The 21,224-nt window shown below is 65.6% G+C and carries 11 protein-coding genes; 3 read left to right on the top strand and 8 right to left on the bottom strand.

From position 1 onward, the window contains the following. Positions 1–205: 205 nt before the first annotated feature. Positions 206–484: a hypothetical protein gene (locus ABZO33_RS05950; RefSeq protein WP_414535241.1), complete on the top strand. Its 279-nt coding sequence runs from the start codon at positions 206–208 to the stop codon at positions 482–484. 220 nt (positions 485–704) lie between these two features. Here the strand turns inward: ABZO33_RS05950 and ABZO33_RS05945 are convergent, their stop codons facing one another. From ABZO33_RS05945 to ABZO33_RS05910, 8 genes are all read right to left on the bottom strand, one after another. Beyond that, positions 705–1,766, bottom strand: a complete 1,062-nt coding sequence (locus tag ABZO33_RS05945; RefSeq protein WP_414535240.1) for an extracellular solute-binding protein — start codon at positions 1,764–1,766, stop codon at positions 705–707. Positions 1,767–1,794: 28 nt separating this feature from the next. Beyond that, positions 1,795–2,451, bottom strand: coding sequence for a LysE family translocator (locus ABZO33_RS05940; RefSeq protein WP_414535239.1), 657 nt, complete (start codon positions 2,449–2,451; stop codon positions 1,795–1,797). Between the two features lie 17 nt (positions 2,452–2,468). Beyond that, on the bottom strand, positions 2,469–3,362 hold the full coding sequence (locus ABZO33_RS05935) for an amino acid--tRNA ligase-related protein (RefSeq protein WP_414535238.1): 894 nt from the start codon (positions 3,360–3,362) through the stop codon (positions 2,469–2,471). 41 nt (positions 3,363–3,403) lie between these two features. Next, the gene (locus ABZO33_RS05930; RefSeq protein WP_414535237.1) at positions 3,404–3,790 is read right to left on the bottom strand and encodes a GFA family protein; all 387 of its coding nucleotides are present in this window, start codon (positions 3,788–3,790) and stop codon (positions 3,404–3,406) included. Continuing rightward, the gene (locus ABZO33_RS05925; protein WP_414535236.1) at positions 3,787–4,650 is read right to left on the bottom strand and encodes a DUF3865 domain-containing protein; all 864 of its coding nucleotides are present in this window, start codon (positions 4,648–4,650) and stop codon (positions 3,787–3,789) included. The genes ABZO33_RS05930 and ABZO33_RS05925 overlap by 4 nt, the downstream gene beginning before the upstream one ends. 22 nt (positions 4,651–4,672) lie before the next feature. Then, positions 4,673–5,863 (bottom strand): hypothetical protein, encoded by a 1,191-nt coding sequence (locus ABZO33_RS05920; protein WP_414535235.1) that lies wholly within the window; start codon positions 5,861–5,863, stop codon positions 4,673–4,675. Between the two features lie 153 nt (positions 5,864–6,016). Continuing rightward, positions 6,017–6,178 (bottom strand): hypothetical protein, encoded by a 162-nt coding sequence (locus tag ABZO33_RS05915; RefSeq protein WP_173862437.1) that lies wholly within the window; start codon positions 6,176–6,178, stop codon positions 6,017–6,019. Between the two features lie 482 nt (positions 6,179–6,660). Continuing rightward, entirely contained in the window at positions 6,661–17,487 is a 10,827-nt protein-coding gene (locus ABZO33_RS05910) for a peroxidase family protein (RefSeq protein WP_414535234.1), read from the bottom strand. A gap of 655 nt (positions 17,488–18,142) precedes the next feature. Between ABZO33_RS05910 and ABZO33_RS05905 the strand changes: the two genes are divergently transcribed. Further along, positions 18,143–19,879, top strand: coding sequence for a type I secretion system permease/ATPase (locus ABZO33_RS05905; RefSeq protein ID WP_414535233.1), 1,737 nt, complete (start codon positions 18,143–18,145; stop codon positions 19,877–19,879). A gap of 6 nt (positions 19,880–19,885) precedes the next feature. Then, the gene (locus tag ABZO33_RS05900) at positions 19,886–21,223 is read left to right on the top strand and encodes an HlyD family type I secretion periplasmic adaptor subunit (protein ID WP_414535232.1); all 1,338 of its coding nucleotides are present in this window, start codon (positions 19,886–19,888) and stop codon (positions 21,221–21,223) included. Position 21,224: the final 1 nt, after the last annotated feature.

The following is a 21,224-nucleotide window of genomic DNA, read 5'->3' as shown; positions in this document are numbered from 1 at the left end:
GCGGGGCCGCTCGACGGCCCCGTTTCAGGTTTGGGAAACGGACTACGTGGAGCGGGGAAACAGTGAGCGCAGCGCTGTGCCAGACTTTGCGGCGAATCCACTTCAGGACAGCCCGATGACCCTCCTTGATGCCTTTTTACAGCGTCGACGCTATGAGGCCCTCCATGTGCGCAAGCGGTTTCGCATTGCGCGGAGGTGTCCAGCGATGGCAGCAAAAGCGAAGAAGGTCTCCGAACGGGACCTCGATACCCTTGAACAACAGATCCCCCTGCACGCCAGCGAGGCCACGCATTCGGCCTACCTGCGTGCCCTGCAAGCCAGCCAGCGCGGCGTGCTGTGTGTCGATGACGGCGAACTGGTACGCGTCGGCGCCGATGGTGTCCGGACCGTGCTGGGCAAGGCCAGCCCCCGGCGCAAGGTCCGGGTCGGCGAAATGATCAGTGTGCGCAGGGTCGATGACCAGACGGCCGGCGGGCGTGCCTAGGCTGCGTGTTTTTGCGGGCCCCAACGGCTCGGGCAAGAGCACTATCAAGGCCAGCCTGCCTGCGGCGCTGACACGCCTTTTCGTCAATGCCGACGAACTCGAGCAGGAGGCAAAGGACAGCGGCTTCATCGACCTCGTCCCGTTTGGTATTCAGGCCACTCAGGCCGAACTGCGATGTCGGCGGTCAAGGCGGATTGCTTCGTCGAGCAGTACGCCGACCTCACCGCAGCGCAGCACTTGCCGGCCAGCTCTGCAACTCCTCCCACAGGCTGGCGTAGCGCGCCTGTACCGCAGGCGGGCAGGCCAAAGTGAACTCGGCGTTGTCCAGTACCGCCTGAGGGATATTCAGTTCGGGCGCTGTCTTCAGGTGCTCGGGTAGAAAAGCATCGGCACCTTCGATGCCTGTGGCATAGCCGTGAAACGTCGAATTGAGCGCGGCATTGCGCGGCTCGAGCACGAAGTCCATGAACAACCGCGCATTCTCCACATTGCGCGCCTGTGCCAGCAGCACCAGGCTGTCGCTGAACACCTGTGTCCCCTCGCGCGGCAGGCCAAAATGAATGTGTGCGTTCGCCAGGCGCTGGCGCAGGGCCGCGCCGTTCCAGTCGATGCTTGCCTGGAAATGCCCGCTGGCCATCATTGCCACGCTACCGTAGTCCAGCGCCTTCCAGGCCGGCCTCGCCTTGAGCAAGGTCGTGCGCACCTTGGCCATCAGCGCGGAATCGGCCTCACACATGCGCCCGCCATGCAAGCGCACCGCGGCGTAGATCACTTCGTTGAGGTCGGCGCCGATATTGATGGTGCCGACCAAGGCCGCCGGTGGGTCCAGGAGCACCGACCAGGTATCGATATCACCGCTGTAACGGTCGGCATGCACCGTCACGCCCACCACACCCCAGGCCCATGGCAGCGAATGCTCGCGCCGTGGGTCGAATGGCGGATCGGTCCAGGCGGCCTGGACATGCCGGAAGTTGGTCAAGCTGGCCGCCTCGCTCGGCCGCAGCAGGCGCGCCTCGCGCCAGGCGGGCAGAAAGTTGCTGGCGACCACCGCCAGGTCCGCCTCTATCTTGCCCTCGCGCAACTCGGCCAACGCCGCTTCACTGGTGCGGTATTCGATCAGCCGCACCTTGATGCCGTGGGCCTGCTCGAACCTGGCCAGCAGCTCGGGGCTGGTGTAACTCTCCCAGTTGTACAGGGTCAGGCTACCGGCGGCACTGGCCAGCCCGGTCAGCAGCAGGTTGCACACAACAGCCAGCAGGCCGGTGAACAGTGTGTTGAACATGGTGCGCTTCCTTAGCGGGGTTCATGGGTCAGGCCATGGGCAGCAGGATGCGGCCCAGCGCCACCTGCTCGGCGCGCTCGTCCGCCCCGTCCAGCGTGGAGTAGGCGATCGAGGCAGAAAACAGCATGAGCATCACCGATGCTGTGCGCAGGAAGGTGCCAGCATGCATAGACCAGGCACTGCGCAACGTCAGCAGGTGGCCGAGGCAGGCCCACAGGCTGCCGATCGGGACCAGCACCAGCAGGAACATCCCCATGAACCAGGCGAACTGCTGCACCGACTGAAACGCCGACAGCGGAAAGACGCTACTGGCGAACAGGAAGGCCTTGGGGTTGAGCAAGGTCGCCAGGAACACCTCGAAACGCCCTGCGCTGCGTCGCTCCGCCACCAGGCGCGTCGCGCCACATCGCCATAGCTTGATCGCCAGCCACAGCAGGTACAGCGCGCACAGCCATTTCATGCCACTCAGCAGCCAGGGCCGGTCGCTCGCAACCACCAGCAGGACGCTGCCCCAGGCCAGTATCGACAGGCCATAGCCTGCCGCCTCCGCACCGACCAGGGGCAACGCGCGACGCAGGCCGACCTGCAGGCCAGCCGAGAACAGCAAGGTATTGGTAGGCCCCGGCACCACCAGGATCAGCGCGGCAAGCAGCGCCATGGGTAGCAGTTGTTCGAGCGTCGGCATCGCAAGTCCTCGCTGAACTAGGGCGCGGTGAAAGGTAGTGAGGTGCGCAGCGGCTCGACGCTGTCCAGCCCCAACCCCATGCGGCACAAGCGCTCGATCCCGACGCCGAATCCGGCGCTACGTAGCGGTACGCTGCCGTCGCGCATCAAGGCGCACATGATCGCGTCCTCAGGGCCGAAACTGGCCAGGTGACGGGCCTGGGCCTCGAAGCGGTCCGGGTCATCCTCGTCGGTATAGCCGTGGACCACTTCCACGCAATCGATGAGGATCTCGAAACGCTCGACGATCGCGCCGGCGCCGTCACGCCGCCTGGCACGTACCTCCGGCAGCAGCGGGAAGTCGGTCACCACCATGCAGCAGCCACGCGACAAAGGCTCGATCTGCTCGGTGATGTAGCGGTCGATCAACCATAGCGGCGAGATATCCGGCTCGTCATACAGCTGGCGGAAAGTTCGCACCAGCGCATCCCCGGCCGTCGGATCGGCGAACAGATCGATGCCCAGGTCATCACGCAGGTGGCTGGCGAACGACAGCACCTGGATCGGCCCCGGATAGAAGGCTTGCACCAGCCGGCAAGCCAGGTCCAGCATTTCACCAAGGCTGGCATCCTGGCGATAGAGATCGAGCATGGTGAACTCGGGCAGGTGGGTGGCATCCAGCGCATCCGGCCGGAAGCACGCCGCCAGTTCGTAGACCGCCGGCGCGTATTGCAGGTTGCAACGCAAGGCAAAGGCCGAGGACTCCCGCAGCCAGCGGCCATCGCTCAACTGCAGGCGAGGCCGGTCGGCATCACCGGGATAGCGGCGCAGGATGGGGGTCATGATCTCGAGGTAGCCTGCGCTGTCGAGCATCTGGCGGATACGCCGCAGCATCAGCGCCTTGTAGAGCACCGGATGGGTGTCGGGGGACATGCACACTCCTTGTGGCGGGCCGCGCACGGCCCGCAGTCAGCTCAGGGTTGGGGGTCGATCTTCCACCAGCGTGGACGGGACGATGTGAACGAGTGAGAGGTCGGGCGCAGCGCCTTGTCGCCCTTGGCGTCGAAACAACCCAGCAACAGGCCCACGGTGGGCGCGTCGTCGATGGCGCCGATGCTGCTGCCGCATGTGGGGCAGAACGCCCGGCTCGAGTGCGCCGAAGAGCGGTACAGGGCCGGCATGCCACCCTCTCCCACCCACTCCACGGCGTCCTTGTCGTACTCCACCCAGCACAGGGTCAAGCTGCCCGAGTGGCGCTGGCACATGCTGCACGAACAGGTATGCGGAAAACGCGGCACGCCAGTGGCGATGAAGCGGATGCGGCCGCACAGGCAGCCGCCTTTGTAGACGGTGGTTTTCATCGGGCTACAGGTTCCTTGCCATCGCGTGCCGCGTTGACCATGGCGCTGAGCTCCACCCACTGGTCGACGAAGGGGTTGAGCATCTGCAGGAAGCCGTCGATCACCTGTGGCTGGAGGAAGCCGAACAGCGGAGCCTGGCGAATGAAGTCGGCTATGCCGTCCTGATGCCCCTGCTCCACCGCCACCTTGCCGTTGGCGGCGGCATGCGCTTCATCCAGGTGCATGCGGTAATAATCGTGCAACCGGGGGAGATCGGCGCCGCAGCCACGCCCCAGCACTACCCCGAGCCGGTCGGTGATGGCCTGCAACAGGCGGGTCTCGGCGATAGCCACCGCCTCGGTGGCGTAGTACATGCCAAGGATGGTCGAAGGGCAGTGCGACCAAGCCAGCACATCGATCAACGACACCAGGCTACGGGTGGAGGCCGCCCTGGGCATCCAGCCGTTGACACGCAGACCGAGGTCGGCAATCAACGCTCCACTGAACACCACATAGTGTGCCGGCAGCTTGCCGCGTTCGCCGCCCTCCTCGAGGTAGTTGCGCGTCAGTTCCTGGGCCAGCTCCGGACAGAAGCCCCGCACCGTGTCGGCCGCCCGCAACAGCAAGGTCGAATTGTAGCGGGCGAACACCGACAGTTCGCCGATGTACAGGCGCGCCTCATCCGCACTCAGCTGCAACGGGTCGACCCGCTGCCAGATCTGCTGGTAGACACGGGCAATCAATGGGTCGAAATGTTCGCTGATAAGGCTGTGCCCGGTGATGACTGCGTGGCCCTGGCCAATCGCTTGCTCGAAAACCTGGCGGGTGACGCTTGCCTGGTCGAGGTCATCATCCACCAGGCTGGGAAAGTTTCGGTACATGCTCAACGCTCCTTGTTCATGTTCAGAACGCTTCCAGGCAGCCAGTGCGCGAGAGCGCCTGGCCGACCACACGCTGCTGCTCGGTAAGCACCTGCAGGGCATCATGGTTGTTCAGTTTTTCCAGCCATGCCCCCTGGCTGCCGTCAGGGTCGTCCAGCACCACGCTGCGCGCGGCAGCGAAGACCCGCCGCTGACCAACAGCACAGCCCAACGCCGCCTGCTGGCTGATGCGGAACGGCTCGCGCAAGCGAATACGCTGCCCAATAGCCAGCACCAGCGGCTCATGCAACGGGACTTCCTCGCGCACCTGGGCCGAGATGGCGCGCGGCAGCTCCCAGCCACCATTGCTGACCAGGCGATGCCAGTGATAGCCGAGGTACTCCGGCAGCGCACCGTCGCTCCAGCGCCGCAATGTATCGTCGAACAGTTGCCCGAGCGGTAACAGCAGCGGGTTGCGACTGCCCAATGGCAGCAGTGCCGAAATGCCTTCCTGATCGAACGGCAGGCTTTGCTCACTGAGGTCGGGGATCACCCGGCGAGCGAGAAACCGGCTCAACGGATAGGTATAGAACGGCAGCGCCACCGATACGGAATACTGGTCCTGCCGGCCAATGTGATAGACCGAGGCAGGCAGATACAACACGTCACCGGGCTTGAGCACGAACAGCTTGCCGGTCTTGAGCAATGCCTCGTAGGCGCCGGCATCGGCAAAGGTCGGTGCACGCCCTCCGGCGAGGGCCAGGTACTCTTCACGGGTCCAGCAGTAGAAGTCCTTCACCCCGGGGCCGAGGTGGCAAAGGAAGGCATGCTCGAAGCCTTCATGGATGCCGAAGGCCGTGCCGGCATAGTTGCCACAGAACGCGGCCTGCTCCACGCCGCCAATCGGCATGCCGCGGAACTCGAAGAACGAGCGGATGAAACGACCGAAGTCTGCCGCCAACTGCGGGCTGATTTGTTCGAGGTTGTTGATCACCAGGCTGAAGCGTTGCTTGCCGGTGAGGCGCTGCATGAAAGCGACCAGCGATTCGTTGTCGAGGCGAGGCTGCTCATGGGCCTGGTCGATAAGTTCATCCCGGCGTGCTTCACCGTCATAGACCCGAATACGGCAGTCGGTACTTTCGCGCAAGGTCTGCTCGGCCAGGGCATAAAACGCTTGCTCTACTGTGTGCGGCCCGGCAAAGCCTTCACTCAATGGCAAGACCGACTCAAACAAGTAAGGCGCCCGCCCGTTTGCGGTCTTCTGGTCAAAACCATCCCACAACTTTACGTCAAACATAGACAGACATTCCCTTGCGCCAATGAATAACAACGTTACGGTTGCATAAGCCGGTCACCGGCGATTCCCGGTGACCGGCCCTGGCAGCAATCAGGCGTCAGGACGCACGCCTGCCTTCATCGCGTCTGGCCGAACACCCGCCTTCATGGCATCCGGCCGTTCCCCGGCCTTGAGCGCATCCGGGCGAACACCGGCTTTCAGGGCATCAGGGCGTACACCCGCTTTCATCATGTCCATTTCGAAAGTCATCATGCATGTTCCTTCTTGATGATTGGCAAACTAAGGTTGCCCGCACGCACAGGCACGACAACGGCCCCGGCAAAACTTTGAAGTTACCTAAAGTTCCACCACGACAACTTGATCAGGCCATTTGTTTTTTGTACTTGCTGGTACAGACAGTGGTTTCAACTACGCTGTCGAAGTGGGGTTCGGCGGCGTCGGAGAAAAACTACCTTTTGCGTAGGAAATTACCAGAGCGGAAAGTGTTTCGACTTGTTTTAGAGTGTTCAACACTTTGATTCGGCATTGAAAAAAGCCAAAAAATGATAAAAATCGACAGGGCATCGGCAGGGTGTCGAGATGAGCGTTGCAGGCCGGTTCCAGGGTGGGTACGCAAAGCCGCGCAGGCACTCTGCGTACAAACCCTGGAACGCACCTGCTCTCTCCCGGGCATGCTCGCTCCTGCAGACCTGAACTTGCAGGAGCAGACATGCCTGTGATGCAACGCGCCATCCTCAGGACGCCAGGATAAAGTCCGCCGCCGTCACGCTGGTCGCATCCCCCACCCCGACCAGGCGGATGGAGTCAGGCCCACCGAAACTCACCAGCGTATCGGCGCCCACATCGGCAATGCTGACACTGACGGCAAAGGTCGCCGCGGTAATGCTCAGCGCCGTGATATCCAGCCGGTCCTGGCCGCCTGCCTGGGCGGCGTCGAAACCGAACACCTGGTCGGTGCCGAAGCCTGCCGCGAACTGGAAGATATCGTTGCCGTCGTTGGCAACCAGCGTGTCGTTGCCAGCCCCGCCACTAACGATGTCGTCACCGGCACCACCATCGACGAAGTCATTGCCGTTGCCACCCTGCACCACATCGTTGCCGCCCCCGCCCAGCACCGTGTCGTCGCCATCGCCACCGGCCAGCAGATCGATGCCGACGCCACCGTCGAGGTTGTCGTTGCCGGCCCCGGCCTGCAGCGTATCGTTGCCGACGCCGCCATTAAGCGTGTCGTTGCCGTCACCGCCGTCGAGGCTGTCATCGCCACCACCACCGTTGAGGCTGTCCGCGCCAAGGCCACCGATCAACTGGTCGTTGCCGGCATCGCCATTGAGCGTGTCATTGCCCGCGTTGCCGATGAGGGTGTCGTTGCCGCCGTCGCCCGTGAGCGTGTCGTTGCCGGCACCGCCGATGATGACGTTGTTGAGCCCATTGCCGGTGCCGACGAAATTGCCGACGCCGGTATAGGTCAGGTTTTCGACGTTGGCACCCAGGCTGTAGCTGGCCCGCGCTGTCAGCACCGTGTCGATGCCGCCGCCACCCGCCTCGACCACCACATCCGAGGCTGAGTCGACAATGTAGGTGTCGTTGCCGGCACCGCCCACCATCCGGTCACCGCCGGCGCCGCCATCGAGCTGGTCGTTGCCGGCAGCACCGGTGAGGGTGTTGGCCAGTGCGTTGCCTAAGCCTGCGAAGTTGCCACTGCCGGTGTAGGTGAGGTTCTCGACATTGGCGCCCAGTTGGTAACTGAGCAGGCTGGTCTGCACCAGGTCGGTACCACCACCGACCGCCTCGATGACACTGTCGCCGGCATTGTCGACCACAAAGGTGTCGTTGCCGAGGCCGCCGTCCATGGCGTCCGCGCCAAGGCCGCCGTTGAGCGTATCGTTGCCGTCCTCGCCGAACAGCAAGTCACCGTCGTCGCCGCCGTTGAGGATGTCGTTGCCCGCTCCGCCGAACAGCTGGTCGACAGCGCCCAGCCCATTGAGCGTGTCATTGCCACCCAGGCCACGCAGGACGTCGTTGCCGGCGCCGCCAGTAAGCGTGTTCGCCGCGTTGGTGCCCAGCAGCGTGACGCCGCTCAGCAGCCGCACCGCGGTGGTCGCCGCGGAGGTCACCGTCTCCTGGGCGCCGAAGCCGTCGGTGTAGCGCACGATCACCCGCAGTTGCTGGTTGCCCTGAGCGAAGCCCGGGGTGTAGCTCGCGGCGGTGGCGCCGGCGATATTGACGAAGTTGCCGCCCACGCCCTGCTGCCACTGGAAGCTGAAGGCCCCCAGCCCGTCGAGGTCGGCGATGCCGGCGGTCGAGGCGGTCAGCAGTTGCCCCTGGTCAGGCGTGGTGTTGCTGATCAGCACCGCGCCGGTCGGCGCGTCGTTGACGTTGGCCACCGGGCCGAGGATGTCGCTGGCGGCGCGCTCGGCCACACCGAAGGTGTCCACGTAGCCCACCTGCACCCGCACATGCTGGCCGACCTGGGGCTGGCCAAGGGTGAAGGTGCTGGCGGTGGCACCGGCGATATCGACCCAGCCCGCGCCGTTGTTCATCTGCCATTGGAAGGTGAACGGCGCGCTGCCGATGCCATCGGCGTCGACGATACTCGCCGGGTTGGCGCTCAGCACCTGGTTCTGCACCAGCAGCCCGGCCACGGCGGGCCCGCTGCTGGGCGCGCTGTTGGCCGAGGAGTCGACGATCTCCAGGGTGCCCTTGGCGTCCTGGTACACCGCCCGCACGCGGATATTGAGGCCGGCGACATCGTCCGCTACTCGATAAGTGCTGCCGGTTGCCCGCGAGACTTCGCCGGCGGCAACGAAGGTGATGTCCTCGTAGACGCCCGTGCCGGGGATGCTCTCGACCTGCCAGTAATAAGCCACCGGCCCATTCAGCGCACCGCTCGGGTTGGCCGCACCTTGATTGTCGGCGTCATGCACCGCCAGGTTGCTGACCCGCAGCAGTTGGCCCGCGACCGGTGTGTCGTCGCGCAGACCGCTGGCATCGTCGACGATCGCCAGGTGACCGGTCGGACCGTTGTTGACGGCGCTGCCCACGCCCGAGGCCTGGGCGCCGTCGGCGAACTGCAGGCGCTCGATGCCGGTCAGGCGATCAACACCGTCGCGTCCGACCACCGTATCGGTGACGATCACCGTGTTGCCCTCGACGACGATGCGGTAGTCGGTGGCGATGCCCGAGAACAGCGCGGTGTCGTACTGGTCGGTACCGTTGAGGATCTCCCGCACGATCACCAGCTGGCCGGGGTTGTAGGTGCCATTGAGCATCAGCGGCACCATCGGCTCCATGCTGTCGAACGAGGCGATTTCCACCCCGCTGCCATCGTGGTTGGCGCGCACGCTGATGCGCACGTTCAGCCACTTGTCGCCATCGAGGATGTCGTCGCCGCCACGCCCTTCGATCAGGTCGCTGCCGCTGCCGCCGAGGATGATGTTGCCGCCGTCGTAGAAGGTCGCGCCGGCGGGCAGCAGCCCGGCCAGGCCGTTGATCAGGCTGATGTTGGTGAGCACGCTGCCGGTGGCCCCGGCAGTCGGCAGCGAGGTGGCGTCCTCGTTGTCGCCGCGCAGGAAGTCGCCATGCGCCGAGCCCGACAGGCCTTCCATGATGTCGAAGCGCACTAGCGCCGAAGCCCCCGAGCCCGGAACCGGCGGCACATCGAAGAAGCGGTCGCTGTAGTCGATGCTCACGCCTTGAGCCAAGCCCTTGAAGGTTGCCCAGTCATAGCCCGAGCCACCGATGTAGCGGTCGCCGAAGCCGAGGCTGCCGACCATGATGTCGTCGCCGCCTTCACCGTTGAACTTGTCGTTCTCGTTGCCGCCGACAAATACGTCGTTGCCGATCACCGGGTCGTTGCCGAGCGGGTCGAAGTTGTCGCCAGGGGCGCCGTCCGAGGTGCCCTTCTCTATCCAGTCGTCGCCTTCGTTGCCCATGTCCTGCTCGTTGGCCTTGCTGCCGAGGATGAAGTCGTTGCCCTGACCGCCGATGGCTTCGGAGGCATCCTCGCCGGTGACGATGAAGTCGTTGCCGAAGCCGCCGATGATCAGGTTGACGCCATTACCGCCATGCAGCACATCGTTGCCGTCGCCGCCCTGGATGTTGTCGTCGCCGCCCATGTCGCTGATGATGTCGTCGCCAGCACCGCCGCGCAGCTGGTCGTTGCCGTAGCCCCCTTCGATACGGTCGTTGCCGCCATCGCCCCAGACCGTGTCATCGCCTTCGCTGGAGACGAGGATGTCGTCGCCCTGGGTGCCGCCCAGCACGATGTGCTGGTCACCGGCATAGCGGATGTAGTTGCTGTCAGGCCCGGCGGTCAGCGGGCTGTCGCGGAACACCACCTGCTGGCCGTTGTCGCCGAGCGGGTCGGCGTTGCCCAGGCCGTCGTTGTACTGCTTGCTGCGGTCCAGCTCCAGGTAGAACCCGGGGTCGGAGAACACCAGCCCCGGCAGGTGCGTGGCCGAGGTGTTGGCCATGATCAGCTTGGCGAACGAGTTACTCTCAAGCTCCGCGTTCATCGACAGGCCGGCGGTGCGCTCCAGGTAGTAGAAACGGTCGCCGTCCTGCAGTTTCTCCAGCTGGTTCTCGAACACGAAGTTGAAGGTGCTGCCGAGCATGCCGCCGAATGGCGTCTTGGCCTCGGCCAGGCCGCCGATCCACAGGTCGATGGTATCGACGCCGGTCACGGTCACGCCCTTGAGGTCATCGGCGGTGCCCATCACCCCGTCCTTGCCCGCCAGGGTCATGTTGGCCCAGCTGCCGGTGCCGTTGAGGAAGTCCAGGCGGTCGGACGGCGCGTCCACGCCACCGAAGACCAGGGCCAGGGCCGCGGCGCGTTTGCCGTCGAGGGTACTGGCCGAGGTGATGGAGCCGTGGGTGCCGTAGGCGGCGATGAAGTTGATCAGCGACTCCGGGTGCTTGAGGTGCTGCACCAGGTCGACCCAGCTGGTATAGGGCTTGAGCTGGGTATCGCCGGTCTGCCCGAAGATGTCGCGGCGCACGGCGTTGAGCGAGGGGATACCGACATCGCGGCCCCGGGCGATGTTGATCGCCGGCAGGTCCAGTGGCAGGCCGAGCAGGTTGTTGCGCAGCGCCTCGGTGACGAACTCGTCGATCTCGTTGCCGGCCTGGCGGGTCACCCCGCGCACGATGGCGCTGGTCGCCTCCTCGGGAGTCACGCCGCTGGCAGCGTAGGCCAGCGGGTTGAGGAACGCCGCGATCAGGCCCATCTGCTGCTCGGGGTTGGCGCTGGCCGGGTCGCCGATTACCTTGAAGTCGATGTCGAAGCGATCGACGGTTTCGGTCAGCATCGAATGGCCGAAGCGGTACACGGTGTGCGCGAACTCGGCGACGATCGAGGCATCGAGGTCGACGTCGTAGACCTGGGTCGGGGCGAAGAACAGGTCGACGCGCGGCTGGATGGTCCGGGCGAACTCCTCGAACACCAGGTGCTGGTATTGCATCTCGGTGCCGAACTTGGCCGCCTGGAACAACCGCTCGCCGTTCCACATCAGCGCATCGATCTCGGCCTGGTTGGCCGGCAAGGCGCTGACCGGGGTCAGCAGCCACTCGTTGAGGAAGGCCAGGTCGCCCGAGTCGAGCACGGTGTCCTGGGTCTGCGCCACCAGCCGGTTGTGCTCGGAATGGAAGATCGCATGCACCGCCGTCAGACCGATGTTCTCGTTGACCCGGCCATCGCCGGCGATGTAATGGGCGTCCAGCAGTTCGTTGTCGTAGGCCAGGTTGGCGCCGGTGTGCGGGTTGACCGGCACGGCATTGCCGGTGGCGCTGTCGGCATCCGGCGCCAGCACCCCGCCGGCGAACACCGGCACGGCATTGTGGGCGATGTCGGCGAGGAACTGGTGACCGGTGCGCACGGCGTTGGTCAGGTCGATCGGCGCCAGCGGGTTGCCTTCGACCAGCACATCGTCGGCGGTGCCGCCCAGGCCGTCGGCGCCCTTCATCACCACCATCGGATAGCCATGCGGCCCTTTGATGAAGTTGCCGTAAGCATCAGTGGCCAGCAGCGGCACGTTGTCGACGTCGGCGTCGGTCAGGTGGATGCCGAGAATGTCGTTGGCCTGGGCCTTGACCACCTTCCAGGTGGCCATGCCACCGATCTCGCTGTCGTCGCTGGTACCGAACTTGCCGTCGGCGCCCAGGTCACGGTTGGTGATCAGCCGGCCGGTGGCGATAGGGCCACTGGCGGTGAGCTGGTAGCCACGCAGGAACACCTGGTGCGAGGGGTGCGAGCTGTAGGTCTGGTTCTGGTCCACGAACGGTGTGGTGGTGTTGGTGTGCTCATGGATGTCATCGGCGTTGCCGAGAATGCCGTCCGGCCCTGGCAGGTTGGTGGCGCGGGTCAACACCATGAAGTTGGCGGCGCCGCCTGGCACGTACAGGGGGTCGTCCGGCTGCAGGGGGATGAAGATGGTCCCCGAACCGCCCTTGGTGACCAGGTCCAGGCCATGGTCGAAGAACTGGCCGAAGAAGGTCATCCAGGCGTTGAACGGCGCCGACAGCCCGGCATCTGCCGCAGTGTTCTCGAACAGGAAGACATCATGGTCGTCGCTGGTGCCGAACTGGCCGTCCATGCCCGGGCTGGCCACCACCCGTACACCGTCCTTGAGCTGGTCGTCGTTGCCCGGCGTGCCGAAGTCCAGCACGCCATTGGCGCCAGGGTCGTAGGCGCTGGCATAGGCCGCCGGGTTGTTCGAGGTCTGGTCGACGATCAGGTTGCTGATGGTGCGCGGCTGCGAGTCGAACACGTAGCCGCTGGTCTGCTGGTAGGACGAGCCGGGAATGGCCGGCGAACCCGGACCGAAGAACCCGGCGGGCGCGCCCTCGGCGGCGTTGAACACGGGGTCGGTCAGGCGCGGGAAGACATTGTCGGCGGCGCCGTAGCCAGTGTGGTCGTGGCCATTAAGGTTCATCAGGTTGTTGTTCGAGCCGTCGACCGCACGCAGGCCCAGGGGCGCGCGGATGTTGGGGATCAGCGAAAGGATGTCCTGCCCGGCGGCGTCCGCCTCGGCGATCTTGATCTGGGCGAGGATGAAGTTGAGGTCGGAGCGGACCATGTGCAAGCCATCGCCCCCCGCGCTGGCATCGACCACCGGCGTCGGCGCAGTCGGCACCACCGGCGCGCCGGCCTCGACCACGCTGGTGGGCGCGCTGAGCAGCACCTCGGTGGTGCCGTGGGCGTCCTGGTAGATCGCCTTGACTCGCAGCGACAGGCCGGCCAGGTCCGGCGACACCTTGAACGCGGTGCCATCGGCGCTCTGGAACGCCAGGTCGCCGGCCGGCAGCAGGATGATGTCCTGGAACACGCCGCTGCCGGGGTCGGCCTCGAACTGCCAGTAGTAGGACACCGAGGCATTGGCCAGGGTGCCCAGCGGGTTGCCCGCCGTGACGTTGTCGCCGTCGCGCACGCCGGCCACGCTCACGCTGAGGATATCGCCGACGGTGATCGCGCCACCGTTGCCGTCACTGAGGCTCGGGCTGCCGGTCGGTTGCGCGTTCAGCCCCGGCACCAGCACGCGCTGGGCATCGGCGAACTGCAGGCGTTCGATGTGCAGCAAGGTATCGGTGCCGTCACGCCCGGCCACGGTGTCGGCCACGGTCCATACATCGTCCGCCAGGTCGGCGGTGCCGCGGGTGTCCTGGGTCACCACGTACTCGGCCTGCACCCCGGAGAACACTGCGGTGTCGAAGGCCGCGCCGCCGCTCGAGGTGCCGGGCAGGATCTCGCGGATGGCCTTGAGCTGGCCTGGGTTGTAAGTGCGGTCGAGCATGAACGGGATCATCTCGACCATGCTGTCGAAGCTGGCGATCTCTGGCCCTGTGTGGTCGACATCATCGGCGGCGTAGACCGCGATGCGCACGTTGAGCCACTTGTCACCGTCGATCAGGTCGTCACCGCCACGGCCTTCGATCAGGTCGCTGCCATTGCCGCCCAGCAGGATGTTGCCGGTGGCGAAACCGGTGGTCGGCAGCCCGGCGTCGGCGAGGAACTGCGCCAAGCCGCGGATCAGCGCGACATTGCTCAGGGCGCTGCCCGTCGCGCCGCCATGGTTGAGGATGGTCACCGCATCGACGTCATCGCCCTTGAGCACGTCGGCGAAGCGCGAACCGGACAGCCCTTCGACCTCGGCGAAGCGGTCGAGGATCGACGCCGGCGAGGCGCCGACCGGGTTGAATACCCCGGCGTTCTGGTTCGGCGCATTGCCATGGGGCTGCGCCAGCGCGGCCAGGCTCAGGTCGGCGGTGACACCGACCTGATCGTTCTTGTAGGTGACCCAGTCGAAGCCGGACATGCCGTCCATCTTGTCCTGGGCATCGCTGCCGACAAAGATGTCGTCGCCGCCCTCGCCGATCATTTCGTCGAAGCCGCCGCCACCGACGAAGATGTCGTTGCCCACCACTTCATCGGTGAGCAGCGGCGCGAAGTTGTCGCCCGGCGCGCCGTCCTGGGTGCCCTTCTCGATCCAGTCGTCGCCCTCGTTGCCGGTGGGCGGCAGGTTGGTCTTGGCGCCGAGGATGAAGTCGTCGCCCTGGCCGCCGAAGGTGGTGCTGATGTCTTCGGTGGTGATGATGAAGTCCTGGCCGTCGCCACCGAGGATCAGGTTGCCGGCGGCGAGCATGCTGCCGGCCACGATCACGTCGTTGCCGGCGTTGCCCTCCAGGCGGTTGTCGCCGAACGCGTCGGTGATGATGTCGTCGCCTGCGCCACCAAGCACGGCATCGTTGCCGGCGCCACCTTCGAGGTAGTCGTTGCCACCATCGCCATACAGCGTGTCGTCGCCTTCGCCGGAGATGATGATGTCGTCGCCCGCAGTGCCGCCGAGCACCACATGGTCCTCGCCGGTGTAGTGCAGGTAGTTGCCGTCCGGCCCCACGGTGTCGGGGTTGTCGCGAATGACCAGCGGCACGACCTCCACGCCGTTGATCTCGATTCCTCCGGTGGGGTCGGCGCGACCGTCGCCGCCGAGGCCGGTGAACTGGTTGGCCTGGTTGACTTCGAGGGTGAAGGTCGGGGTGAGGAACACGGTGTTGGACAGGTGGGTGACATCCGAGTTGGCCATGATCAGCTTGGCGAACGAGTTGTTCTCCAGCTCCGCGCCGAAGTTCAGGCCGGCGGTACGCGACAGGTAATAGAAACGGTCGCCGTTCTGCAGGGCCTCCAGCTGGGTCTCGAAGACGAAGTTGAAGGACGAGCCAAGCATGCCGCCGAAGGGCATCTTCTGCTCGGCCAGGCCGCCGACCCAGAAGTCGATGGCGTCGACCCCGGTCACGGTTACCCCGGCCAGGTCATCCGCGGTGCCGAGCACGCCGTCCTTGCCGGCCTTGGTCACGTTGGCCCAAGCGCCGCTGCCGTTGAGGAAGTCCAACCGGTCGGACGGCGCGCCGCTGCCGCCCAGCACCAGGGCCAGGGCGGCGGCGCGCTTGTCGACCAGGGTGGTCGCCGAGGTGATCGAGGCGTGAGTGCCGTAGGCGGCGATAAAGTTGACCAGCGACGCCGGGTGCTTGAGGTGGTCGGCAAAATCGACCCAGCTGATGTAGGGCTTGAGCTGGCTATCGCCGGTCATCGCGTAGAACTCGCGCCGCGCCTCGTTCAGCGAGGGAATGCCGGTGTCGCGGCCACGGGCCAGGTTCAGCGCCGGCAGGTCCAGAGGCAGGCCGAGCAGGTTGTTGCGCAGCGCCTCGGTGACGAATTCGTCGATCTCGTTGCCGAGCTGGCGGGTCACGCCACGGATGATCGCCCCGGCCGCTTCATCGGCGGTGGCGCCGCTGCCGGCGAAGGCCAGCGGGTTGAGGAAGGCGGCGATCAGGCCCAGTTGCTGGTCCGGGTTGTCCGGATCGCTGAGGATCGGGTTGAACGCCGGGTCGAAGCGGTCGACGGTCTCGGTCAGCATCGAGTGGCCGAAGCGGTACACCACATGGGCGAACTCGGCGAGGATCGCCGGGTTGATCGAGGTGTCGTAGCCGTTGGGCGCGAGGAACTCGTCGATCTGTGGCTGGATGGTCCGGGCGAACTCCTCGAACACCAGGTGCTGGTACTGCATCTCGGTACCGAACTTGGCCGCCTGGAACAGGCGTTCGCCATTCCACACCAGCGCCGCCACCTCGGCGGGCGTGGTGGGCAGTGCAACCACGTCGATGGCCAGCCACTCGTTGAGAAACGCCAGGTCGCCGGAGGCGAGCACGGTGTCCTTGGTTTGCTGGACCAGACGGTTGTGCTCGGCGTGGAACACGTGGTGCACGGCGGTCAGCCCGATGTTCTCGTTGACCCGGCCGTCACCGGCGATGTAGTGGGCGTCGAGCAGTTCGTTGTCGTAGCTCAGGTTGTTGCCGCCCGGGCCCATGGGCTGGGCATTGCCCACGGCACTGTCGGCATCGGCCTGCAACACCCCGCCAACCAGCACCGGCTCGGCGTTGTGGGCGATGTCGTCGAGAAAACCATGGCCGGTACTCACCGCATTGGCCAGGCTGATGGGCGCGGCGCGGTTGCCTTCGACCAGCTGGGTGACATCGTCGGCGGTGCCGGCAATGCCGTCGGCGCCATTGCCCACGCGGATCACCACTTGCGGCATGCCATTGGGCCCACGCAGGAAGTTGCCATAGGCATCGGTGGCCAGCAGCGGCACCCGGTGCACGTCGGCGTCGGTCAGGTTGATGCCGAGGATGTCGCGGGCCTGGGCCTTGACCACAGCCCAGGTGGCCATGCCGCCGTTCTCGCCGTTGCCATCGTCGCTGGTGCCGAACTTGCCATCGGCGCCCAGGTCACGGTTGGTGATCAGCCGCCCGGTCGCCACCGGGTGGCCGCTCGCGTCGAGGGCGTACTCGCGCAGGAATACCTGGTGCGAGGGGTGCGAGCTGTAGGTCTGGCTCTGGTCGACGAAGGGCGAGGTGGTGTTGGGTTGGCCATCATCGGCGGTACCGACCACGCCATCGGCACCGGCTGTGCGCACGGCGCGTGGCAGCACCATGAAGTTGGTCGGGCTGTTGACCACGTACAACGGGTCATCCGGTTGCAGCGGGATGAACACCATCTGGCTGCTGCTCTTGGTGACCAGGTCCAGGCCGTGGTCGAAGAACTGGCCGAAGAACGTCATCCAGGCGTTGAAACCGGCAGTCAGGCCGGCGTCCGGCGACTGGTTGGGAATGAAGAACACCGTTTTGTCATCAGCGGTGCCGAACACCCCGTCGATGCCGGGGCTGATCACCGGGGCGGCGCCGCCGTTGGCATCGACCGCGGCCGGGTTGTTGGCCGTCTGGTCGACGATCAGGTTGCTGATGGTGCGCGGCTGGCTGTCGCTCACCGTGCCGGTACCGGCGTACGCCGCCCGGTACTGGGCATCCATCAGGCGCAGGAAGGCGTTGTCTGCGGCGCCGAACTCGCTTTGCCCGGCCACCAGGTTGTTGTAGCTGCCGTCGACGGTGCGCAGGCCGAACGGCACCTGGCTGTTGGGCAACAGGTCGATGAGGCTGGCGCCGTTGGCGTGGGCCTCAGCGATGAAAATCTGCTGGAGGATGAATTGCAGGTCGGACTTGCTGAAATTGGCCATGGTGGTTGACCTCTGTCTGTCGGGAGCGAGGCGCAGGCGCCCGTCGCGCCCGGTCGGTGGCGTGCACGGTCATGCGATTTTTTTTATGGCGATTACGGGCGCGCGACAGCCTTACCCGTCGTGCGGGCTACGTGCCTCGGATTCGCACAGGTTCAGGGCTTGCCGTCGCTCAGGCGCGGCGCTCCCGGGCCCGGGGCGGGCCATGGTTTCTCGAATGGCAGGGGAACGTCCTGTAGAGCCCATTCACTCGGTACAAGAACAGGAGACGAGTCATGTTCTGCTCCCACAGGAATGTCGACAAGGATTCGCGAGGGGTCGGGGCGACAGCAGGCCTGCGGCGAAAGTTCCCACGAACTGATTAAGACTAAAGTTGCGCCGTAAAATCTTGTCAATATTTCGTCAGCAAAAAACCTTACCAGCGATAATGGTTATCAACCCACTGTTTTTAATAGGAACTTGAAGGAATATTTAGAGCAAAAAGATATTACAAGATGTTTCTGGGCCACCTACTCTGCTGCTTGTGGGCTCCCTGCAGCGTATTCGGAATAACCCGCCAAAAGAGCGACAAACCCTTCTGCAGGCCAGCAACCACAAGGCTTTTAGCCCGAACGCCGCAACGGCGACCGGCATTTTGCGCAGAGGGAGGCTCCCCCCGATGACCAGGCAGACAGGTACCCGCTCCGAGCTGGCCGAGGCACTGTTTCATTTACGACGCAGTTTCTATGCCCTGGCGGTGTTCAGTGGGGTGATAAACGTCATGATGTTGACACCCGCGGTGTACATGCTGCAGGTGTACGACCGCGCGCTGGTCAGCCGCAACCTCACGACCCTGGGCATGCTGACGGTCCTGGTGACGGGCCTGTTCCTGCTGATGACCGCCCTGGAGCTGCTGCGCAGCCGGGTACTGGTACGGGTTGGCAATCGCCTGGACATGGCGCTGAACCGGCGCCTGTTCAGCGCCGCCTTCGAGCGCAACCTCAGCCGTGCCGGTGGCAGCCCCGGCCAGGCCCTGCAGGACTTGGCGCAGGTGCGCCAGTTCCTCACCGGCAATGGCCTGTTCGCCTTCTTCGACGCCCCCTGGACGCCGATCTACCTGCTGGTCGCCTACCTGATCCACCCGTTGCTGGGGCTGGTCACGCTGGTCGGCTCGCTGATTCTCGCGGCCCTGGCCTGGCTCACCGAGAAAGCCACCAAGCAGCCGCTGTCCGAGGCCAACCACGCCGCCCTCGCCTGCGCCCACTACGCCAACAACAACCTGCGCAATGCCGAAGTGATCGAGGCCATGGGCATGCTGCCGTCGATCAGCCAGCGCTGGTTCCAGAGCCACCTGCGCATCCTGCAGATGCAGACCCTGGCCTCCGACCGCGCCGCCGTCATCGGCAGCATCGGGCGCTTCGTGCGCATCACCTTGCAGTCATTGATTCTCGGCACCGGCGCCCTGCTGGCCATCGAAGGCAAGATCACCCCCGGCATGATGATCGCCTGCTCGATCCTCACCGGCCGGGCGCTGGGGCCGGTGGAACAGGTGATCGCCGCATGGAAACCGCTGCTCGGCTGCCGTCTGGCCTGGAGCCGCCTCAACGGCCTGCTGCAAGACTACCCGCAGCGCCCGCCAAGCATGTCACTGCAACGGCCCGTGGGCATGCTCGCGGTGGAAAACGTCTACGCCGGGGCGCCCGGCACCAGCAACACCATCCTGCGCGGGGTCAGCCTGAGCCTGTTGCCGGGCGAAAGCCTCGGCGTCATCGGCCCCTCGGCCTCGGGCAAGTCGACCCTGGCCCGGCTGCTGGTCGGGGTATGGCCGGCCCAGGCCGGCAAGGTGCGCCTGGACGGCGCCGACATCTTCACCTGGAACAAACGTGAGCTGGGCCCCTGGCTCGGCTACCTGCCCCAGGACGTGGAGCTGTTCGAAGGCAGCATCGCCGACAACATCGCCCGCTTTGCCGAGGTGGACAGCGACGCGGTGATCCGCGCTGCCAGGAGCGCCGGCGTGCACGACATGATCCTGCGCTTCGCGCAGGGCTACGACACCCGCCTGGACAGCGACGGCAGCCCGCTGTCCGGTGGCCAGAAGCAGCGCATCGCCCTGGCCCGCGCCTTGTACGGCGAACCCAACCTGATCGTGCTGGATGAACCGAACGCCAACCTCGACGACGTCGGCGAAAAAGCCCTGGTCGACGCCCTGGCCGAGCTCAAGGGGCGCGGCGCCACGGTGGTGCTGATCTCGCACCGCCCCAACGTGCTCTGCGCCGTCGACAAGGTACTGATGCTGCGCGATGGCGGCGTGCAGATGTTCGGCAGTCGCGACGAAGTGTTCGCCGCCCTGCGCACGGCCAGCGTCATCCCCGCTGGCACCGCGACCCCACTGGCTGCCGTCAAGGCAAGGGAGTGACCGATCATGTCCACTACCGCGCATACCGAACTGCTTGTCGCCAACACCGAGCTGCTCGACCTGGACGTTGGCAAACCCGTGCGCTGGGGCCTGTGGCTGGTTCTCCTCGGCTTCGGCGGCTTTCTCCTGTGGGCCTGGCTGGCGCCGCTGGACGCCGGCGTGGTCGCCACCGGCACGGTCAAGGTCACCAGCAACCGCAAGGCCGTGCAGCACCTGAGCGGCGGCAGCGTGGAGGCGATTCTCGTGCACGAAGGCGAGCGGGTCGGCAAAGGCCAGCCACTGGTGCGCCTGGATGCCCTACATGCCGTGGCCGAACAGGGTGCGGTCAGCGCCCAGTACATCGTCAGCAAGACCGTGGAGAACCGCCTGGAGGCCGAGCGTGATGGGCGCGACACAGTCATCTTCGCCCCCAAACTGCTCAGGCAATACGCAGGTGACCCGCGCCTGCTGGCGGCCATGGACCTGCAACAGCACCTGCTCGATACACGCCGCGCGGGGCTCGCCGGGGAGATCAGCATCCTCGAGGAAAACCTCGCCGCCTCGGCGGTGCAGCTCAAGGGCCTGCAGCAGGTGTACGGCGCCCGCGCCTCGCAGATCGGCTTCCTCGGCCAGGAGCTGCAAGGCACGCGCATGCTCGCGGCCGAAGGCTACGTGCCGCGCAACCGCCTGCTGGAGCTCGAGCGCAGCAACGCCGACCTCTCCGCCGGCCAGGCCGAGAACCTCAACAACATCGCCCGGGTGCGCAGCCAGGTCACCGAACTCAAGCTGCGTGTCCTGCAGCGCCGTCACGACTACCTCAAGGAAGTACAGTCGCAGCTGACCGACACCGCCAAGGAGAGCAGCACCCTGGCCGACCGCTTGCGTGCCCTGGACGACGAGGTGACTCACACGGTCATCCGCGCGCCCATCGACGGCATGGTCCAGGCCCTGGGCATTGCCACCGTCGGCGGGGTGGTGCAGCCCGGCGCGCGGATCATGGAGGTGGTCCCGCTCGACGAGCCGCTGCAGGTCGATGCAATGATCCCGGTGCAGGCCATCGACAAGATGACGCCGGGGCTGGCCGTGGACATCGCCTTCCCCGCCTTCAACCACGCCAGCACGCCGAACATTCCCGGGCGCGTGCTGACCGTCTCCGCCGACCGCCTGCTCGACGAGGAGAGCAAGCAGCCGTTCTACCTGGCCCAGGTGGAGGTCACGGCCGACGGCATGGCCTTGCTCGGCAGCAACCATATCCGCCCCGGCATGCCCGCCACCGTCACCATCAAGACCGGCGAACGCAACCTGCTGAGCTACCTGCTCAAACCCCTGCTCGAACGCGTCGACGCCGCGTTCAAGGAGCAATGAG

Source organism: Pseudomonas sp. CAM1A, from assembly GCF_047501685.1.
In the GTDB taxonomy this organism is placed as follows: domain Bacteria; phylum Pseudomonadota; class Gammaproteobacteria; order Pseudomonadales; family Pseudomonadaceae; genus Aquipseudomonas.
Note: the sequence above shows the minus strand (reverse complement) of the source record. Positions and strands in the feature narration are given on the sequence as shown.